We start from the raw sequence: 19266 nt of genomic DNA, 5'->3' as shown, positions 1-19266 counted from the left end.
GGTTCAGGCTTGTGAAGGAGGGCGGCTGGCAGCGGCGGCATCACGCAGCTGCTGGATCACGGTTTCAAGCTTGTGGGCCAGGTGTTCGGACATCACCGCGCGCATGGCAACCGGATCGCGGGCGCTGAGCGCGGCCACCATCAGCTCATGCTCCTTGACGGCATCGCGCCATTTTTCCTCGTTCTGGTTGGAACGAAAGCGCAACGCCTGCAAGCGGGCGTTGACCTGGTTGTAGGTCGCCATGAGCACCGGGTTCTTGGCTGCGGCGTTGATGGCAAGGTGAATCGCCGAATTCAGCCGGTAGTAGCCAGTCAGGTCCCGCCGCGTGTAGGCCGCGAGCATTTCAAAATGCATCGCCTTGATCTCATTCAACTCGGCATCGGTGATGCGCTGCGCGGCCAGTTCGCCCGACTGCGCTTCAAGACCGGCCATGACCTCGAAGGTGTTGAGCACGTCGGTTTCGCTCAGCTCGACGGCAATCGCGCCCCGGTTGGGCAGCAGCTCGACCAGCCCTTCGGCAGCCAGCATCTTGATGGCTTCGCGCAGCGGCGTGCGCGAGACGTTGAGGATCTCGCTGAGTTCGCGCTCATTGAGCTTGGCGCCGGGGGCAATGCGGTTTTCAACCAGCATCTGTCGCAGCCGGTGGGCCACCTGTTCATGCAGGGCGGCTCGGGGGATAGGAATGATTTCAGCTGTCATGCTTCTATTTTGTATGCAAAAAATAAATATTTCATACAGCGATTAACTATATATTTTATTATTTTTGGTTGACAAATGAATTTTGTATGCAAAAAATAGCGACACACTTCAGGAGTTCCCTCAATATGCTGACGCTTGACTTTCATCCCACCGGCCGCCACTTTCTGCAAATTCCCGGACCATCGCCAGTGCCCGACCGTATCCTGCGGGCCATGAGCCTGCCAACGATTGACCACCGTGGCCCCGAGTTCGCCGCGCTCGGGCTGAAAGTGCTGGCCGACATCAAAAAAATATTTCAGACGAAACAACCGGTCATCATTTATCCTGCATCAGGCACGGGCGCATGGGAGGCGGCATTGGCCAACACCCTGAGCCCCGGCGACCAGGTGCTGATGTACGAAACCGGCCACTTTGCCGCGCTGTGGCAAAAGCTGGCCGACCGGCTGGGGCTGAAAACCGAGGTCATGCGCCACCCCGGCGCCAAGTTGTGGCGCCACGGCGTGGATGCCGCCCAGATCGAGGCACGGCTCAAAGCCGATACCGGGCACGCTATCAAGGCGGTCTGTGTGGTGCACAACGAAACCTCTACAGGCGTGACCAGCAACATTGCCGCCGTGCGCAAGGCGATGGATGCTGCAAAACACCCGGCATTGCTGCTGGTGGACACGATCTCGGGCCTGGCCTCGGCCGACTACCGGCATGACGAATGGGGCGTGGACGTGACCATCAGCGGCTCGCAAAAAGGCCTGATGCTGCCGCCCGGTATCAGCTTTAACGCCGTGTCCGCCAAGGCGCTGGAAGCCAGCAAGCAGGCCACGCTGCCCAAGGCGTTCTGGGCCTGGGACGAGATCATCGAGATGAACAAGACCGGCTACTGGCCGTCCACGCCGAACACCAATTTGCTGTACGCGCTGAGCGAAGCCTGCGACATGCTGCTGTCGCAGGGGCTGGAGGCGGTGTTTGCACGCCACCAGCGCTGGGGCGAGGGCGTTCGCGCCGCCGTCCGGGCCTGGGGCCTGCAGATCCAGTGCGCCGATCCAGCTCTCTATTCGCCAGTGTTGACCGGCGTCATGGTGCCTGAAGGCATTGACGCCGACGCGGTGCGCAAGATCATCTACGAGCGTTTCGACTGCTCGCTGGGCACGGGCCTGGGCAAGGTCAAGGGAAAGATGTTCCGCATCGGCCACTTGGGCGACTGCAACGACCTGACGCTGATCGCGGCGCTGGGTGGCTGCGAAATGGGCCTGAAGCTGGCGGGCGTGAAACTGTCCGGCTCTGGCGTGCAGGCCGCGATGGACTATTTTTCAAGCCATGCGGCTGTCGTGCCCGAGCGCAGGGCGGCTTGAGCCGATTCAAGTGCAAAAACCATAAAACGCTATCAATGTAATAGCTGCTTATGCCCGATGGTATTGCGCCAAGAGCATATTTCATTCAAAACTCAAGGAGACAACACCATGCATCGCAGAACCTTCATCAGCGCCACCGGCGCCGCAGCCGCCACCCTTGCCGCGCCTATGCTGTGGGCACAGGCCTTGCCCACGCAACCGATCCGCATCGTGGTCGGATTTGCGCCTGGCGGCGGCACCGACATCCTGGCGCGTGTCATTGCGCAAAAGCTGTCAACCTTGTGGAACACTACCGTGATCGTTGAAAACAAGGCAGGTGCCGCCGGCATGATTGCTGCCGAGTATGTGGCCAGGCAGCCCAGCGACGGCACAACGCTGCTGATGGCGCACATCAACAGCCACGCCATCGCCCCTGCACTGACACCGAAGATGACCTACAGCGTCGAGCGAGACTTCACCCCGGTCGTGCTGGTGGGCGTTACGCCCAACTTGCTGATCTGCAATGAGCGGCAGGCGGCGCGCACTGTCAAGGACGTGGTCGAGTTGTGCCGCAAGAACCCCGGCAAAGTCAGCTTTGGCTCGGCCGGCAATGGCTCGGCGCAACACCTGGCCCTGGAAATGTTCAAGCTGGCCGCCAACATCGACGCCATCCATGTGCCGTACAAAGGCTCCGGGCCGATGCTGACCGACCTGATCGGCGGCCAGATCGACTACAGCTTTGACACCATGACCGCTGCCACGCCGCATGTGAAAAGCGGCAAGGCGATTGCCGTGGCGCAAACCCGCCAGAAGCGCGCCAAGGGCCATCCGAACGTGCCCACCATGGACGAATCGGGTTTTCCGGGTTTTGAGGCCACGACCTGGTATGGCTTGGTCGGCCCCGGCAAGCTGCCATCGGTGCTGGCCAAACGCATGAACGAGGACATCAACAAGGTGCTGCTGATGCCCGATGTGATGGAAAAATTCGAGCAATATGGCGCCGAGGATGGCGGTGGCTCGACCGAGAAGTTCGGCGACTTCATCAAGGTCGAATCGAAGAAGTGGGCCAAGGTCGTGAAGGACGCGAATGTAAAAGGCGACGCGTGATGAATGCCCGGGACGGCACCACACAACGCCCCTTGCCCCTGGCTGGCGTGCGGGTGCTGGACATCAGCCAGGTGATGGCAGGGCCATTCGCCTGCATGCTGCTGGCCGACATGGGCGCTGACGTGATCAAGATCGAGCCGCCTGGGACCGGCGACCAGACGCGAGGCGCCATGGGCTTCAAGATGAAGGGGCCTGACAGCCTGGGCTTTTTGAACATGAACCGCAACAAGCGCAGCGTTGTGCTCAACCTCAAGTCAGGGGCCGGCCGCAAGGTGCTGCTGCAACTGGTCAAAGACGCCGACATTCTGGTTGAAAACTACCGGCCTGGCGCCATGAAGCGTCTGGGCCTGGGCTACGAGGACATCAAGGCCGTGAACCCGCGTCTGGTCTACACCAGCATCTCAGGCTTCGGCCAGACCGGGCCCTGGGCCGACCGACCGGGATTCGACCTGATGGCGCAGGCCATGTCGGGTGTGATGAGCGTGACGGGTTATCCGGGAGGTCTGCCAGTCAAGGCGGGTGTGCCGGTGGCCGACATTGGCTGCGCGCTGTTTGCCATCTACGCGACATTGTCGGCCTACATAGGGGCCAGGACCAGCGGCGAAGGCCAGTACATTGATGCTGCCCTGTTCGATGCGGCGATGGCTTTTTCGGTCTGGGACATCTGCGATTACTGGGGCACCGGCAAGCCGCCCGAGCCGCTGGGCACCTCGAACAAGATGACTGCGCCTTACCAGGCCATGGCCGCATCGGACGGGTATTTCGTGATGGGTGCCAACAACCAGAAACTGTGGCACCTTCTGTGCACCGTGATGGACCGCAAGGAACTGCTGGACGATGTGCGTTTCGGCACGATTTCACTGCGACTGGCCAACCGGGCTGCGCTCGAAGAAGAACTTGAGCGCACCTTCCGCCTTCGCCCCAAAGACGACTGGGTGGAACTGCTGCTCGCGTCCGGCATACCGGCCGGGCCCATCCTGACCTATCCGGAAGCCTTTGAAGGTGAGCATGGGCGGGCACGCCAGATGCGCATGGAAATTGACCACCCGATAGAAGGCAAGGTGCCCAACATCGGTTTTCCGGTGAAGTTGTCCGGCACGCCGCAGCAGGTGCGCCGTCATCCGCCGCTGCTGGGCGAACACAACGCCGAAGTTTTGTCTGAACTGGGTCTTAGTGCTGACGACCAGGCCGAGCTTGCGGCGCAGGGAGCGTTTGCGGCATGAACGCCGGCTCCGTTGACCTGAACATCCGAAACGGCGTGGCATCGGTCGTGTTCGACCGCCCGCAAGCGCGCAATGCCATGACCTGGGCAATGTACGAGCGGCTCGGGCATATCTGCGACCTGTTGCAGGCTGACGCATCGGTGCGCGTGGTGACGTTTCGCGGGGCGGGCGGTGAAGCGTTCGTTGCCGGCACCGACATCGAACAGTTCACGACCTTCCGCTCTGGCGACGACGGCGTGGCCTACGAACAGCAGATCGACCAGTGCATCCAGAAGCTCGAAGCGCTGCCCATGCCGACCGTGGCCGTTGTCGAGGGCTGGGCGATTGGCGGCGGTCTGGCAATTGCCACCGCTTGTGATTTCCGGCTGGCCACGCCGACGTCGCGCTTTGGCGTGCCGATTGCCCGGACGCTGGGCAACTGCCTGTCGGTGGCGAACCTGGCGCGGCTTGCCGCCGTGTTTGGCATCCCACGCGTCAAGCGCATGCTGATGCTGGCGGAAACGTTGGAGGCCAATGAAGCGCTGCACTGCGGGTTTCTGCTGCAGCTCAGCGATGCTGGCGAAATTGACGCCGCGCTAACCAGCCTGTGCGAACGCCTGTGCGCTCTGGCCCCGGTCACGCAAAGTGTCTCCAAGGAAGGCTTGCGCCGGCTGGTGAGCCAAAACCAGCCGGCCGATGAGGATTTGATTCGCCGTTGCTACGGCAGCGAGGATTTTCGCGAAGGCGTGGCGGCTTTTGTCGGCAAGCGGCGGCCGGTCTGGCAAGGCAACTGACAACGATCCGGGCTGCCAACCTCAGACTGGCGGGGCGGCGGTTTTGGGCTTGAAATCGCACCATGGCGCCACCGCGCATTGCCAGCACAGCGGCTTGCGGGCAATGCAGACATAACGGCCATGCAGAATCATCCAATGGTGCGCATCGACCAGGTAGCCAGGGGGTATTCGCCTGAGCAGTTTGAGCTCGACTTCCAGCGGGGTCTTGCCCGGCGCCAGTCCGGTGCGATTGCTGACGCGAAAGATATGCGTGTCCACCGCCATCACAGCTTCGCCAAACGCCGAATTCAGCACCACATTGGCGGTTTTTCGGCCCACGCCGGGCAGGGCCTGCAGTGCTTCGCGGCTGCGCGGCACCTTGCCGCCGTGCTGCCCAACCAACAGGCCGCAGGTCGCCAGCAGGTTTTTGGCCTTGGTGCGGTACAGGCCAATGCTCTTGATGTGGCCCTCCAGCCTTTCCAGCCCCAGGTCCAGCACGGCTTGCGGCGTGTTGGCAACTGAAAACAACCGGCGCGTGGCCTTGTTCACACTCACATCCGTCGCCTGCGCCGACAGCAGCACGGCGGCGAGCAGTTCAAACACGCTGGTGTATTCAAGCTCTGTCACCGGCATCGGATTGGCGGCTTTCAGCGTGGCAAAGAACGGTTCAATGTCTCTGGTTTTCATGGGGCAAAGTGTAGGACGATCAGACGGTTAATTGTCTGAATGCGCTTTAAAGGTGGTTTTGTGTTGAATCTAAAACGGGCTTTCAGTCCGGTATTGGCTGATGGCAGGTTTTTAAAAAGCCGTGAGCGCAGTACCATGCATGCCAGCGCTTTGGAAGCACGTCAATTTCAGCGCCTTTCCCAAGCCTTCACAGCCATTTCCACCCAAAGACCGAACCATGCCATTGCAATTTGCCGAACGCCTGAACAACGTCGAAACCTCTGCCATTCGCGAGCTTTTCAAACTGCTCGGCAAGCCCGGCATCATCAGCTTTGCCGGCGGTTTTCCGGACCCGGCGATGTTTGACATTGAAGGCATCAAGGACGCCAGCTGCAAAGCGTTGAACGAAGAGCCTGGCGCTGCATTGCAATATGGCGCCACCGAAGGCTACCAGCCGCTGCGCGAGCAACTGAGCACCTTCATGGCCAGCAAGGGCGCCACGGTTGCGCCGCAAGAGCTGATCGTGACCACCGGCAGCCAGCAGGCGCTGGACCTGCTTGGCAAAACCATGATTTCACCCGGCGACACCGTCATCGTCGAAGGCCCGACGTTTCTGGCGACCATCCAGTGCTTTCGCCTGTATGGCGCGCAGGTCATCAGCGCACCGACCGACGCGCACGGCGTGAAACCCGACGAACTTGAGCAACTGATTGCCAAGCACCAGCCGAAATTTGTGTACCTGATTCCAACCTTTGGCAACCCGAGTGGAGCACTGCTTAGCCTTGAGCGTCGCAGGCAAGTGCTGGAAATGGCCGTGAAGCACCAGACGCTGATCGTGGAAGATGACCCCTACGGCGACCTCTACTTTGGCGAAGCGCCGCCGCCGTCTTTGCTGGCCCTGAGCGACAGTGTGCCCGGCTGCCGTGAATTGCTGGCGTATTGCGGCTCGCTCAGCAAGGTGTTGTCACCCGGCTTGCGCATTGGCTGGATGATTGCCCCACCTGCGCTGCTGGCCAATGCCGTCATGTGCAAACAGTTCAGCGACGCCCACACCAGCACGTTTGCGCAGGCCACTGCTGCGCAATACCTGAAGGCGGATCGCATGCCGGCGACGCTGGCAAATGTGCGAAAGGTCTATGGCGAGCGCGCGGCCGCCATGGGCGCCGCCCTGAGACGTGAACTGGGCAGCGCGGCAGCATTCGACCAGCCGCAGGGCGGTCTGTTCTTTTGGGCCCGCTTGACCGGCGAGGGCGGAAAAATAAAGGACGCGGCTGAGTTCGCCAGGAAGGCGATCGCGCAAGGCGTGGCCTTCGTGCCGGGAGCGCCGTTTTACGCGGCAAGTCCCGATATGGCGACTTTCAGGCTCAGTTTTGCGACAGCCGACGTATCGAAAATAGAAGAGGGCATGGCGCGGCTGGGGCGGGCCATCTAAGCCCATTCAGTTTCCCTGCTTCACTCGAAGATTTTCAGGCTCTGAGGTGTTCGGCTATTTGCGTCCAGGCACTGGCTGGCAAATGGAAAATCCGGTTACTTGCTCAGGCGCCTTCACGGATGTCCAGGTGTCCATCCGTGAAGGCTGCCTCGTGTGTGGCCCTGGGTTCAGTTGGCTTCATCCGACAGTTGGAATAAAGGAACCTCAGCCAGCGGGGCGCCCAGTTGGATGACGATCGACCTGTACGACTTCAGTTCGATAGCCGCTGGGTCGCCCTGGTAAATACGCAGGTTGCCGCCATCCCGGACATAAATCACGACTGGTGTGTTGAGCTGACCGGCCACATTCGTACGGGTGAGCGGCTGACCCCATACATTGAAAAACTGTCCCAGCGTCACCTTGTCATAATTTAGCGGTTCAACATGGAGTATGCCGGTGGCATCGTGGGTGTGCAGCGGATAAAAGCAGGTCGTGTTGAAATCTGCGTCGTCGCCAACAACACCGATAAGCTGTGGAATGGCCAGTCGAACCCCGTCTTTGTAAATCGCCAGATGGGTGTGCGCGTGATAGATATATTGAAGAGTGGACTGGTTGCGAGGTCCATAGCAAGACAGTCCGTCCACTGGCTGCCCTTGTCCGCCGCGACCGTTGGTCCGGTTGTCTTCCAGACCGCCCTGGCCGACCTGCGCGGCTCTGAATTCTCCCCGAACGACGTTCAGCGCAGTGGTCGACAGTGCAGGCGGATTTTTCCACTCGTAGGTTGGAATTTCTGTCAATGACGAGCCGATCTGGATCGTGATTTCACGGTTTTCAATCAGTGGCAATGCGTCCAGCGCTCCCGTATATTCCGTCAAGGTCCTGTTGTCCCGGATGAAGACTTTGACCGGCTTGCCGGCATAACCTGCCACATTCGTCGTGGTGAGAGGTTGCCCCCACACTGCAAAAAACTGACCCAGCGTATAGGGTGTTGCGCTGCCGGGTTTTGTACGTATCTTTCCGCTGGTGTCAGTGGTTGTGAGCGGGTAGTTGCAACCGACTGCTCTGGTTGCCGGTTCGGCAATGCCGCTGCTGCCCGCGACAATTTGGCCGATGTCTTCCGGGATAGCGATTTTTTGACCGTCCACTATCAGGTTTAAATGGGTGAACCCGTAAGCCGGAGAAGACCTGACAGGTTTTTCGCAATTGAGTCCCGAAACAATTTGACCTAGCCCACCTGTTGGCGTGGCACCTTTTGGAAAAGTTGCGGTGCCTATGCTGGCGCCATCATCGAGAGTGACTACAGCGGCCAGAGTAGGGCCCGATGGTTGTGCAGGCGTTGAAACCGTCTGCGCGCCATTGTTATCCCCGCCACCACATGCCGACAGAATAGAAAGGCACAAAACAGTAAAACTGAGTTGGTTTATTCTGGATTTAAATTTTGTATTCATTGATCACTTATCAAAATGTTGGGCAGTATTATAAAAAATTTCAATCTCGACAGATTACTAAAAAATTTTATTGTAGAGCGAGCAATCAAATTGATATGGGTAGAATTTATTGAAACAATAGTAACTAAATTCTTCGAATATTAATCTGAATATATTAATAAGATCAACAAATTCATTCCTGATTTGTTTGTTACGAAAAGTTTATTAATAAATTTGGCATTTTTAGCAAAAAATTAACAGATCATATTATTTTAATTTGTGCTGGAAGCTTAGGTTTATCCCCTTACGGATGGTCTTGTAATGGTTTTTATTTTGATACATACGGTGCAATGCATGACCTCGCCGGCGCTTGAATGCGAGAACGAAAAAGCAATACCATTGGTCGCAATAGACAGGTGAAATTCAGGGCAAATAACCAATTGGTATAGAAATCGGGTTATTACTTTAACCATAAATTCAGCGGCACTTAATTGCGGCAGTATTATTTATCTTGGCCGATGACCGGATTGCGATTTATCACAATGCAATCACTCCTGCGTTTGCACTGGTGAAGGTTTTTAGCCCGTTTCATCAACAAGTAAATGTGGCAATGCCTGTTACCTGTCAGTTCTTCAATATGGCTTCACAGTGATAGGTGTCTGCGCAAGCATTGCATGTTCCGTGGATGGCAAAAATATTGATCAAACACTTTTCTGAAGCGGGCGGCCCCTTCGTGCGAACTGGTTTGTTTGACTCAACTATCTCCAAGCTCTTCCATGCGGTCTGAATTCGTGGTGCTATGGCTCCCCTTGAGGTGCATTTCCACATCGGAGGCCACATCACCCACGGCTTTCACCGCTTCGTGCAATTGCGCCTCTGTAACATCGAGTTTTTTTGCCCACTTCGCGCATGCAACTGGGTTGTTTGTATCAATGCGGTCGGGTTGAACGCCGGGTTGGGTTGTCATATCGTTTTCCTGAAGAGTGGCTGACTGATCAACACTAAGGCTTTGGCAGCAGCGACCCTGTAGGCCAAAACCGCAGCCCATATGCAACCTTTGGCGATGGGTGGTGCAAGCAAGTTGCGCCATACAAATTGAATTTGCTATCGAATACGTAGCTTGAAGTGCATACCCATCAAACGAAAAAATTTTTTTATGCTTTAAGACTAGAAATGCTTTTTTCTAGGCAGCGTCAAGTGCGAAGCCAGACGTCGCGCTTGCAACTTGAAGCCTTGCGCAATGCACCGCTTTAAACTCTGCCCCCATGTCCCCCATCATTCAGCGCGCCGCCGCCTTTGCCCGCGTGCAATTCCACCGCCTTGTCAGCCTGATCAAGCAATACCCCGTCCGGGCCGCCCTGGTGCTTCCGGCGCTGCTGCTGTTTTACGTGCTGGTGCTGATTCCCTACACGCCGGGCATCGGCGACCTGCGCAAGGCCAAGTCCGAAACGCCTTCGGTGCTGCTAGCGTCCAACGGCACGGTGCTGGCCGAATACAGGCGCAGCAACCGGCGCTGGGTCACGCTGGACAAGATATCGCCGCATGTCGTCAATGCCTTGATCAGCACCGAAGACCACCGCTTCTACGAACACCACGGCATCGACCTGCGGCGCACTGCCGGTGCGCTGCTCAGCACGCTGTCGGGGGAGCTGCAGGGCGGCTCGACCATCACGCAGCAACTGGCGCGCAACCTGTACCCCGAGGAAATTGGCCGGGCCGCCACCATCACCCGCAAGATCAAGGAGGCAATCACTGCGCTGAAGATCGAAATGGTGTATTCCAAGGACGAAATCCTGGAAACCTACCTCAACACCGTGCCCTTTCTTTACAACGCCTTTGGCATCGAGATGGCGGCGCGTACCTATTTCGACAAGTCGGCCGACAAGCTCGATGTGCTGGAAAGCGCCACGCTGATCGGCATGCTCAAGGGCACCAGCTACTACAACCCGGTGCTTAATCCCGAACGTGCCAAAGCGCGCCGTAATCTGGTGTTGGGCCAGATGGTCAAGCATGGCAAGCTTGATGCGGCCCGGCTCGACGGGCTGGAAAAGTTGCCTCTGCGGCTGGATTTCGAACGCCAGGTCGAGCCCCTGGGCATCGCCCCCCACGTCGCCCAGCACCTGCGCAAATGGCTGATTTCGTGGGCCGACAGCAAGGGTTATGACATTTATTCCGACGGGCTCAAGGTGCGCACCACGCTAGACGCCAATATCCAGAAGCTGGCCAACCAGGCGGTGGCGCGGCAGCTGGCGCAACTGCAAAAGCTGGCGGACGGCCAGCGCAAGGCCGGCGCCGAGCGCGCCATGCTGCAGGCCGGCTTTCTGGCGCTGGATCCGCGCAGCGGCGCGGTGCGGGCCTGGGTCGGCAGCCGGGATTTTGCGCAAGAGCAGTTCGACCATGTCAGCCAGGCGCGGCGCCAGCCTGGCTCGACCTTCAAGCCATTTGTCTATGGCGCGGCCTTCATGCAGGGACTGAGCCCGTCATATGCCTTGATCGACCAGCCTGTGGCCATTGACACGGGCGGTGGCGGCGTGTGGACGCCCAGCGATGCCACGCCGCCCACCGGCCAGCCCACCACGCTGCGCGACGGCCTCGTGTATTCCAGGAACACCATCACCGCCCAGCTAATGCAGAAAATAGGCCCTGCCAGCGTCGGCCAGCTGGCGCAGGCGCTGGGCGTGCGCCAGAGCAAGCTCGACCTGGTGCCTTCGCTCGCGCTGGGCACCAGCCCGGTCACTCTGCTGGAAATGGTCGCGGCTTATGGCAGCATCGCCAACGGCGGCCACTACATGCAGCCGGTGCTGGTGGCCAGTGTCGAAGACCACCAGGGCAAGATTCTCGAAACCTTTGTGCCCGTCAGGGAATCGGCGCCGGCCATGCCGCGTGCTGATTCCCTGACGCTGGTGGACGTGATGCGCGGCGTGATCGACCGTGGCACCGGCAGCGCAATTCGCCAGCGCTACGGCATCCAGGCCGATGTGGCCGGCAAGACCGGCACCACGCAAGACAACACTGACGGCTGGTTCATCATGATGAATCCGCAACTGGTGGCCGGCGCCCGGGTCGGCTTTAACGATAACAGTGCGACGATGGGCAACTGGGGTCAGGGCGCACGCAGTGCATTGCCCATGGTTGGCGAAGTCTTCCAGGGTGCATTTCGCAACCGCTGGCTGGACCAGAACGCCGAGTTCGACATACCGCGCCGGCGGCCGCCACCACCGCAGGCGCCGCCGCAGCAGCGCAATGATTCGCTGGCGGACATTGTGAATGGCCTGTTTGGCAAGATTTTGAAGCAGCTCCAATAACCGCCAGAGCAAGTTCCGACCATGTCATCAAGTGCTTCAACGACGGCTTCGGCCATCAGCCCGGCCACGCGCCGTTCCATCTTGCTGCTGTCGTTTGCCTGCTTCGCGAGCATGGCGGCGCAGCGCATTTGTGACGCCATGCTGCCTGAGCTGTCACGCGTGTTCTCGGTCGGGCTGGCGCAGGCGGCGCAGGTGGTGTCGGTGTTTGCCATCGCTTACGGCGCCGCGCAGCTTTTTTATGGCCCGCTGGGCGACCGCGTCGGCAAATTCCGCGTCATCACCTTTGCCACGCTGGCGTGCAGCATCGGCAGTGCGCTGGCGGTGGCCGCCGGAACGCTGGACATGCTGGTGTTTGCACGCCTGCTGATGGCGCTGGGGGCTGCCGCGCTGATTCCGCTGTCCATGGCCTGGGTCGGCGACTCGGTGCCGTCAGACCAGCTCCAGGAAATGCTGACGCGCACCGGGCTGGGCAGCACCCTGGGGATTGTCGGTGGCCAGCTGGTGGGCGGCCTGCTGACCGATGCGCTGGGCTGGCGCTGGGCTTTTGTGTTCATGACGGTGCTGTTCGGCGTGGTGGGTTCGCTGCTTTGGCTGAACCTGCGCCAGCAACGCACGCCGGCTGCCAAGGTCGAGGCGCCCGTGGGTGCAACAGCGGTCCGTCCTGGTTTCGTCACGCAGGCCCTGCTGATCCTGACCGGCTCCTGGTCGCGCATCATCTTGCTGATGGCGCTGGTCGAGGGCGCTGCAGGCTTTGGCGTGCTGGCGATCTGGGCTTCGCACCTGCACCGCTCGCTGGGGCTGTCGTTGTCGCTGGCCGGTGCCATCGTGGCGCTGTTTGGCCTGGGCGGCATGCTCTACATGGCGGTCGGCCGACACCTGATACGCCGCTTCGGCCAGCAGGGACTGGTGCTGTTCGGCGGCGCCATCGTGGGCGTGTGTGCGCTGGTGCTGGCGTACACGCCGCATTGGGGGCCGGCCCTTCCGGCCAGCCTGCTGGCGGGCTTCGGGTTTTTCATGTTCCACAACACCATGCAGACCAACGCCACGCAAATGGCGCCGCATGCGCGCGGCACGGCGGTGTCGCTGTTTTCCTCGTCCCTGTTTTTGGGCCAGTCGATTGGTGTGGTGCTGGCCGCCAGCTTGATTGACCGTGTCGGGACCAGTGCGGTAATTGCCGCGGGCGGTGCGGTGATGGCGCTGGAAGGCGTGTACTTTGCCTGGGTGCTGCGGCGGCGCGAGCGGATGATGAAAGACTGACAGTATTTCCGGGTCAACTCGGCGCATCTTCGCTTCGCCTTGGCCGTGAAAAACCTGACTCCGGCTTTGCGCCTGACCGCTGACTCATCTGCAAACGCCAGGCAGGCCAGCGCGGAGCTGTCTTAATTAAAAAACCTGAAATTCAACATGAAAAATGCCATTTGCGCAAGCCCTGCATACATTTCAAGCTATTAATTTAATAGCTTGAATTTTTACGACTGGCTCGTTTCGGGCTGTTTACCGAGCGTCAGGTCGTCTTTCGTCATGCTGGTGAAGTGGTCCAGCGGCACCGCGTGCTGCGGCGCGCCAATGGCATTCGCCACCCTGTCCAGCGCTGCGTAATGCACCATATGGCCGACGCCGGGCACCAGAAACAGCTCGCTTTGCGGCAATTCATCGTGCAGCCGGACGGACTGGCTTTGCGGGTCAACGATCACGTCTTCTTCTCCGGCAATCAGCGTGACTGGCACGGTGAGATTGCCGTAGAGCTTTGACATCGCATCGGCCGCAGGCACCATGAAAGCCGCATCTTCTGCATTGGCACGCAACTGCACCGGCCGCAGCATCATCTCGCGCGAAAGGGTCGGGAAGAAATTGTTGGGCACATGCCGGGGCGCAAACATGCTTCGGGCCATTTTCTTGAGCATGAGGCGCGCTGAAATCGCCGTGACGGTATAGCGCATCACATCGCCCACCACAGGCAGGGCCACCGGCGCTGTCAGCAGTGCATCAACGCGAAAGCCGGGATAGAAATAGCCGCCCGCCAGCACCAGGCTGCGCACGTTGTCCGGATGGTCCAGTGCCATGGCCATGGCTACCATGGTGCCCATCGAATGGCCAACCACCACTGGCTGCTCGATGCCCAGGCGTTCAAACGCGGCCATGAGCAGATCGGCTTGCGCCGATGGCGTCCAGAGCCGGTCACGCGGACGGCTGCTGTGGCCGAAACCGGGCCGGTCAAAAGCAATCACACGGTGGGTGCGTGCCAGCCGATCCATCAGCCCACTGGCAATGAAGTCTGCATGCGTCACGGCATTGCCATGGATCAGCACGACCGGCAGGCCCTCACCGCGCTCGACATAGTGCAGGTCGACGCCGTCAATGTCGATGATGTCGCCAGCGGGCGCGTTGTTTCGCTCGGCCTGGCGCGCGCGCGCTGCCACCCAGGCAGCGGTGGCGGCCGCGCCCACGACAGTGGCAAGGGCAACAGCGATCGAAGGGGACAAGGCCACGGATTTCTTGCTTGAACTGAAACGGTTCATGAAAACTTTCCGGATGTTTAAAGATATAAAAATAAGGGTTGCCGCAAACGCAAACCCAAAAAATAAAGCCTAACGGGGATTGGTGTTTACCCGCGTGACAATGTGTTTTGTTACCTACGCATCACATTCCGCAAGCAGCTGTAAAAAGCATACAGCATGCATGCCATGCGGCCTTTGCCTACGCCCGTGCGCTCGGCGCGGGTTTAACGTTCTGTTTTCGACAAACAAACAGGAGTGAACAATGGCAAATGATTTTCTGGGCCAGATTCTGGGCAGCGTGCTGGGCAATGCCCAGTCCGGCCATCAAAGCCCGACAGGCGGCGGCGGACTCGGGGACCTGTTGGGCGGGCTAATGGGTGGCGGTGGTACAGGGCAGGCCAGTGGCAGTTCTGGTGGCCTGGGCGACTTGCTTGGCGGTTTGATAGGCGGCGGCGCCGGACAGGGCGCAAACCGGCCTGCCGACTTGGGCGGCATGGCCGGTTTAGGCCAAGGCGGCTCAGGCATGGGAAACAAGGGCAGTGCGCTAATGCTGCTGCTGCTGCCGCTGGCCATGCAATGGGTGCAACGCAATGGAGGCATTGGTGGGGTACTGGAACGTTTCCAGAACAAGGGTTACAGCCAGCAGGCCGCCTCCTGGGTTTCCAGCGGTACAAACGAGGAATTGCACCCGCAGGCGGTCAGTGACGTCGTTGGAACCGAAGAGTTGTCACGTTTGTCGCAGCAACTGGGCGTCAGCCAGGAAGATGTCTCTTCGGGCATGGCGCAAATCCTGCCTGAAATGATGAACCAGCTGACACCACAGGGCCGCGTGCCGGAGGATGGCGACCAAGTGCTCAACCGTGGAACATCGATGCTGGAACAACTCATGAACACTGCGCAGCGCCGCTAATACGTTGGGAACGGGGGCAACACGAAAAAGTGTGAGGGTTGGCGCCACCCTAGAATCGCGGCCATGAAAACGCTTCTGCCCCGCTTCAAGCAATTGGCCGCTTCGCTTCCCGGCAGCTTGCGTCGTCTTACCCGGCGCGATGTGGCTTGGAGCGTCGTGGCAGTACCGGTACTGGTGCTGCTGCTTTATGCACTGGTCCAGATACCATTCACGCCCAGTATTTCCGACCTGCGCAAGGAAAAGGCCGAAAAGGCGTCGGTGTTGATGACGTCCGACGGCCGCGAACTGGCCGTGTTCAAACGGGCAAACCGTGAATGGGTCAGTCTGGCCGAGATTTCGCCCAAGGTCATTGATGCGCTGATTGCCACTGAGGACCGGCGGTTTTACCAGCACCACGGCATGGACCTGAAGCGTACGGCTTCGGCGCTGTTTCAGACCGTCAAGGGCGACTTGCAGGGCGGCTCGACCATCACGCAGCAGCTGGCGCGCAACCTGTACCCCGATGAAATCGGCCGTGCGGCCAGCCTGAGCCGAAAGGTCCGTGAGGCCGTCACTGCGCTGAAGATCGAGTCGGTCTATACCAAGGACGAGATACTGGAAACCTATCTCAACACCGTTCCATTTCTCTACAACTCGCTCGGCATCGAGATGGCCGCGCGCACCTACTTCGACAAGTCCGCCGGCCAGCTTGACGTGCTGGAAAGCGCCACGCTGGTCGGCATGCTCAAAGGCACCAGTTATTACAACCCGGTGCAAAATCCCGAACGTTCGCTGCAGCGCCGCAACATCGTGCTCGCGCAGATGGTTAAAAACGGCACGCTGCCAGAAGCCAGCCTGGCCGGCTTGCAAAAAAAGCCGCTCAAGATTGATTTCGAGCGGCAGACTGAAACCCTGGGTGCGGCGCCCCACCTGGCCCAGCAGCTCAAGCGCTGGTTGATCGAATGGGCCGACCGCAACAGCTACAACATTTATGCCGATGGACTGGTGGTGCGCACCACCATCGATTCACGCCTGCAGGTCATGGCCAACCAGGCCGTGACGCATCAGGCCGACAGCTTGCAGCGCCAGGCCAGCGCGGCGTGGGGCATGAACGCTGGCTGGAAGGCGCGGAAAAACCTGGTGCAGTCTTTTGTGCGCGCCACACCCGACTACAAGGCCGCGCTGGATTCCGGCCAGACGCCGGCGCTGGCGATGTCGCAATTGCTGGCTGACGCCGCTTTCATGCGCCAGCTGCACGGCGACAAGACGCGCCTGCAGGCCGGGTTCATCGCGCTTGACCCGCGCAACGGGCAGGTACGGGCCTGGGTCGGCAGCCGGGATTTTGCAAAGGACCAGTTTGACCATGTGCAGCAGGCGCGTCGCCAGCCCGGTTCGACCTTCAAGCCTTTTGTGTACGGTGCTGCTTTCGAGGACGGCGCCAAGCCGGGCGATACGTTCCTTGACCGCGCTGTCGAAATTCCGCTGGGCAACGGCGCCTTCTGGCGGCCCAGCGATGGCGGCGGCCCGAGTGGCGCCAGCATGAGCCTGCGCCAGGGGCTGATGTATTCCAGGAACACCATTACCGCCCAGGTCATGCAGCAGGTCGGACCGGCCCATGTCGCTGCACTGGCCCGCTCCATGGGCGTTCGTGACAGCCGGCTGGAGGAGGTGATGTCGCTGGCGCTGGGAACCAGCCCGGTGACGTTGAAGGAAATGGTGACTGCCTACGGCACGATAGCCAATGACGGCAACTTCATCGAGCCGGTATTGGTCACGCAAATTGAAGACCGCCACGGCAAGGTGCTCGAAGCCTTTGCGCCCCGCACGCCCGAGATGGCGCTGCCCGCCGAAGTGGCGCAAACACTGCTCGACACCCTGCGCGGCGTGATTGACCAAGGCACCGGCTCCGGTATCCGCCGCCAGTTCGGCATTCAGGCCGACGTGGCGGGAAAGACCGGAACGACGCAGGACAACACCGACGGCTGGTTCATCCTGATGCATCCCCAACTGGTGGCCGGCGCCTGGGTTGGCTTTAACGACAACCGCATCACCATGGGCAATGGCTGGGGGCCGGGCGCCCGGAGTGCGCTGCCCATGGTGGGCGAATTCTTCCAGCAGGCTTTGCGCGCCAAAGTGCTTGACACAGCGCTGCAGTTTGACGCGCCAAAATCCGCCGGTTTTGCCAAACCGGGAAACACTCCGGACGGATCAGAAGCGTCGCCAACCCTGCAGGCCGAGGAAGGTGGCGGTCAAAACGGCGATCCGCCGCTCGAAGGTGCCGAGCAGCCAGATCCGGTTTACAGGGACGACCGGTCTTATCAGCCTTATCGGCCTTATCGGCTTTACCGGGACGAGTCCGGCGCGATAACGCCGGAAAGCTTGCCGCCCCAGTCCATGGCGCGCTTCCCCACGGTTCCACCTCCCCCGCAAGACCGTCAGGCGCAGGAAAGGCAAGGCATGCCCAGAGCGAATGAGTTGTTGCCGCTTGAAAAACGGCAGTTGCACCCTTTTGAACTTGCACCGCAAACGGTGCAAGGGGCTTCTGGTTAATATTACCTTTACAGGTAGAGGGCAGGGTAGTTTTACCCTGCCGGTGCTTGCATGCAGTCGACCATCATTTGTTTCATCTGAAATTTGCTTGCGGGTTAACCCAATTGCGGATGAGCTGACATGACGCGATGGATGATTGTTCCATTTGCGAATGGATTGAAACCGATCTGCTGCCTGCCTTTCGCACAGTCAATCAGGACCAGATTCAACCTGGGATTCCTGAAAAACAGGTGATCTGAACAATGAAAACTTTAATAATGGTGTGCTGCCTGTGGTGCTGCACCCTGGCGCAGGCCGGGACCGAGTGGTTCAACGTCATGGGAGACGCTGCCAACGAAAGCGTTAACACCATCGAGGTCGACCCTAGCCCGGTTTCAATCAACCCCGAGTCGCGCATCATGCGGGTGCGGGTAAGCCGTTCAGAAGACCGTGTGAACTGGGACGGTGTTCCCTACCGCTCTTTTGTTTCTGACGTTCTGTTTGATTGCTCTCAAGCTACGGCACGCTATCTGTCGATTGATTACTACCGTCTGCCCGCCTGGAAAGGCGAACCCTACCTGCGACGCGTGTATCCGCAGACAGAACCCCGCATGATGCTTTTTCGCGAGGTCGAGCCTAACCCCTACCGGCGAATCATTCGGGCGGCCTGCCAGACCTCGAACATCATCAATAACTGAAATGTTTGATGTTGGTGTTTTCTTGGGCCTGCAAATGGCCTGCAAATGGCCTGAAAATGGGCGCCGTGCATCAAGCAACCCTTAGACCATGAAAAAATCCTTGTCAGCCACCGGCCTTGTCTATTCGACCGACACCGGACGAATGTGCCCCGACTGCCGCCAGCCGGCTTCCGCCTGTGTCTGCCGGCTTTCAAAAGCAATGCCCAAATCCGATGGTGTGGCGCGTGTTTCCCGAAGCACCAAGGGCCGCGGTGGCAAGACCGTCACACTGGTGACGGGGCTGGCCCTGGACGAGCCAGCACTGGTGCAACTTGGCAAACAACTCAAGGCCGCCTGCGGCTCGGGCGGAACCGTCAAGGACGGAGTGATTGAAGTGCAGGGCGACCATTGCGAGCAGGTGATGCAGGCACTGGTCAAACAGGGCTACACCACCAAAAGGACAGGCGGCTGACGGATGAGTCCCGACGACCTCCCGCTGCTGCTGACGCGTGTCATGCCCTTCGGAAAATACAAGGGAACGCCGATTGCCGACCTTCCGGGCAACTACCTGAACTGGTTTGCCCGCGAAGGCTTTCCCAAGGGAGAAATTGGCCGCCTGCTGGCTTTGATGCAGGAAATCGACCACAACGGACTCTCGCCGTTGCTTGATCCGCTGCGTAAGCGCTGAACTTGAACCGCTGGCTAATTTGCTATTTTAATAATAGCTAAATATGCCCGTGGATATTGCGCAAAAGCCA

17 protein-coding genes are annotated in these 19266 nt (G+C 59.6%); 12 read left to right on the top strand and 5 right to left on the bottom strand.

Annotated elements, in window-relative coordinates:
- Positions 1-3 precede the first annotated feature (3 nt).
- Positions 4-699 carry a GntR family transcriptional regulator gene (locus IWX87_RS08800; RefSeq protein ID WP_196863157.1) on the bottom strand — a complete coding sequence of 232 codons (696 nt, stop codon included), beginning with the start codon at positions 697-699 and terminating at the stop codon, positions 4-6.
- A 125-nt stretch (positions 700-824) separates the two neighbouring features.
- Between IWX87_RS08800 and IWX87_RS08795 the strand changes: the two genes are divergently transcribed.
- From IWX87_RS08795 to IWX87_RS08780, 4 genes are all read left to right on the top strand, one after another.
- The gene (locus IWX87_RS08795) at positions 825-2045 is read left to right on the top strand and encodes an alanine--glyoxylate aminotransferase family protein (RefSeq protein ID WP_196863156.1); all 1221 of its coding nucleotides are present in this window, start codon (positions 825-827) and stop codon (positions 2043-2045) included.
- Between the two features lie 108 nt (positions 2046-2153).
- Complete coding sequence (locus tag IWX87_RS08790) at positions 2154-3131, top strand: tripartite tricarboxylate transporter substrate binding protein (protein ID WP_196863155.1); 978 nt, start codon at positions 2154-2156, stop codon at positions 3129-3131.
- Positions 3131-4354: a CaiB/BaiF CoA-transferase family protein gene (locus tag IWX87_RS08785; RefSeq protein ID WP_196863154.1), complete on the top strand. Its 1224-nt coding sequence runs from the start codon at positions 3131-3133 to the stop codon at positions 4352-4354. The genes IWX87_RS08790 and IWX87_RS08785 overlap by 1 nt, the downstream gene beginning before the upstream one ends.
- A complete protein-coding gene (locus IWX87_RS08780; RefSeq protein ID WP_196863153.1) occupies positions 4351-5127 on the top strand; it encodes an enoyl-CoA hydratase/isomerase family protein in 777 nt (258 codons plus the stop codon). The genes IWX87_RS08785 and IWX87_RS08780 overlap by 4 nt, the downstream gene beginning before the upstream one ends.
- A gap of 21 nt (positions 5128-5148) precedes the next feature.
- Here the strand turns inward: IWX87_RS08780 and nth are convergent, their stop codons facing one another.
- On the bottom strand, positions 5149-5793 hold the full coding sequence (gene nth / locus IWX87_RS08775) for an endonuclease III (RefSeq protein ID WP_196863152.1): 645 nt from the start codon (positions 5791-5793) through the stop codon (positions 5149-5151).
- 223 nt (positions 5794-6016) lie between these two features.
- On the opposite strand from nth, the gene IWX87_RS08770 reads away from it, so the two are divergent.
- The gene (locus IWX87_RS08770) at positions 6017-7204 is read left to right on the top strand and encodes a PLP-dependent aminotransferase family protein (protein ID WP_196863292.1); all 1188 of its coding nucleotides are present in this window, start codon (positions 6017-6019) and stop codon (positions 7202-7204) included.
- Between the two features lie 167 nt (positions 7205-7371).
- Here the strand turns inward: IWX87_RS08770 and IWX87_RS08765 are convergent, their stop codons facing one another.
- The gene (locus IWX87_RS08765) at positions 7372-8631 is read right to left on the bottom strand and encodes a hypothetical protein (protein WP_196863151.1); all 1260 of its coding nucleotides are present in this window, start codon (positions 8629-8631) and stop codon (positions 7372-7374) included.
- 733 nt (positions 8632-9364) lie between these two features.
- Positions 9365-9577, bottom strand: coding sequence for a DUF3606 domain-containing protein (locus tag IWX87_RS08760; protein WP_196863150.1), 213 nt, complete (start codon positions 9575-9577; stop codon positions 9365-9367).
- A 298-nt stretch (positions 9578-9875) separates the two neighbouring features.
- Between IWX87_RS08760 and IWX87_RS08755 the strand changes: the two genes are divergently transcribed.
- Both IWX87_RS08755 and IWX87_RS08750 read left to right on the top strand, forming a co-directional pair.
- The gene (locus IWX87_RS08755; protein WP_196863149.1) at positions 9876-11915 is read left to right on the top strand and encodes a penicillin-binding protein 1A; all 2040 of its coding nucleotides are present in this window, start codon (positions 9876-9878) and stop codon (positions 11913-11915) included.
- A gap of 21 nt (positions 11916-11936) precedes the next feature.
- Positions 11937-13172, top strand: a complete 1236-nt coding sequence (locus IWX87_RS08750; RefSeq protein WP_196863148.1) for an MFS transporter — start codon at positions 11937-11939, stop codon at positions 13170-13172.
- A gap of 212 nt (positions 13173-13384) precedes the next feature.
- Here IWX87_RS08750 and IWX87_RS08745 read toward each other — a convergent pair whose 3' ends face one another.
- The gene (locus tag IWX87_RS08745) at positions 13385-14434 is read right to left on the bottom strand and encodes an alpha/beta fold hydrolase (protein WP_196863147.1); all 1050 of its coding nucleotides are present in this window, start codon (positions 14432-14434) and stop codon (positions 13385-13387) included.
- A gap of 241 nt (positions 14435-14675) precedes the next feature.
- Between IWX87_RS08745 and IWX87_RS08740 the strand changes: the two genes are divergently transcribed.
- The 5 genes from IWX87_RS08740 to IWX87_RS08720 all read left to right on the top strand — a co-directional run bounded on the left by IWX87_RS08740 (position 14676) and on the right by IWX87_RS08720 (position 19196).
- Positions 14676-15323 (top strand): YidB family protein, encoded by a 648-nt coding sequence (locus tag IWX87_RS08740; RefSeq protein WP_196863146.1) that lies wholly within the window; start codon positions 14676-14678, stop codon positions 15321-15323.
- A gap of 63 nt (positions 15324-15386) precedes the next feature.
- Positions 15387-17852, top strand: a complete 2466-nt coding sequence (locus tag IWX87_RS08735; protein ID WP_196863145.1) for a penicillin-binding protein 1A — start codon at positions 15387-15389, stop codon at positions 17850-17852.
- Between the two features lie 242 nt (positions 17853-18094).
- Positions 18095-18529 (top strand): surface-adhesin E family protein, encoded by a 435-nt coding sequence (locus IWX87_RS08730; protein ID WP_196863144.1) that lies wholly within the window; start codon positions 18095-18097, stop codon positions 18527-18529.
- Between the two features lie 88 nt (positions 18530-18617).
- Positions 18618-18980, top strand: coding sequence for a translation initiation factor Sui1 (locus tag IWX87_RS08725; RefSeq protein WP_196863143.1), 363 nt, complete (start codon positions 18618-18620; stop codon positions 18978-18980).
- Between the two features lie 3 nt (positions 18981-18983).
- A complete protein-coding gene (locus IWX87_RS08720; protein ID WP_196863142.1) occupies positions 18984-19196 on the top strand; it encodes a DUF3820 family protein in 213 nt (70 codons plus the stop codon).
- Positions 19197-19266: the final 70 nt, after the last annotated feature.

Origin of the sequence: Polaromonas sp. CG_9.7 (assembly GCF_015752205.1) — a bacterium.
Lineage (GTDB): Bacteria > Pseudomonadota > Gammaproteobacteria > Burkholderiales > Burkholderiaceae_C > Polaromonas.
Note: the sequence above shows the minus strand (reverse complement) of the source record. Positions and strands in the feature narration are given on the sequence as shown.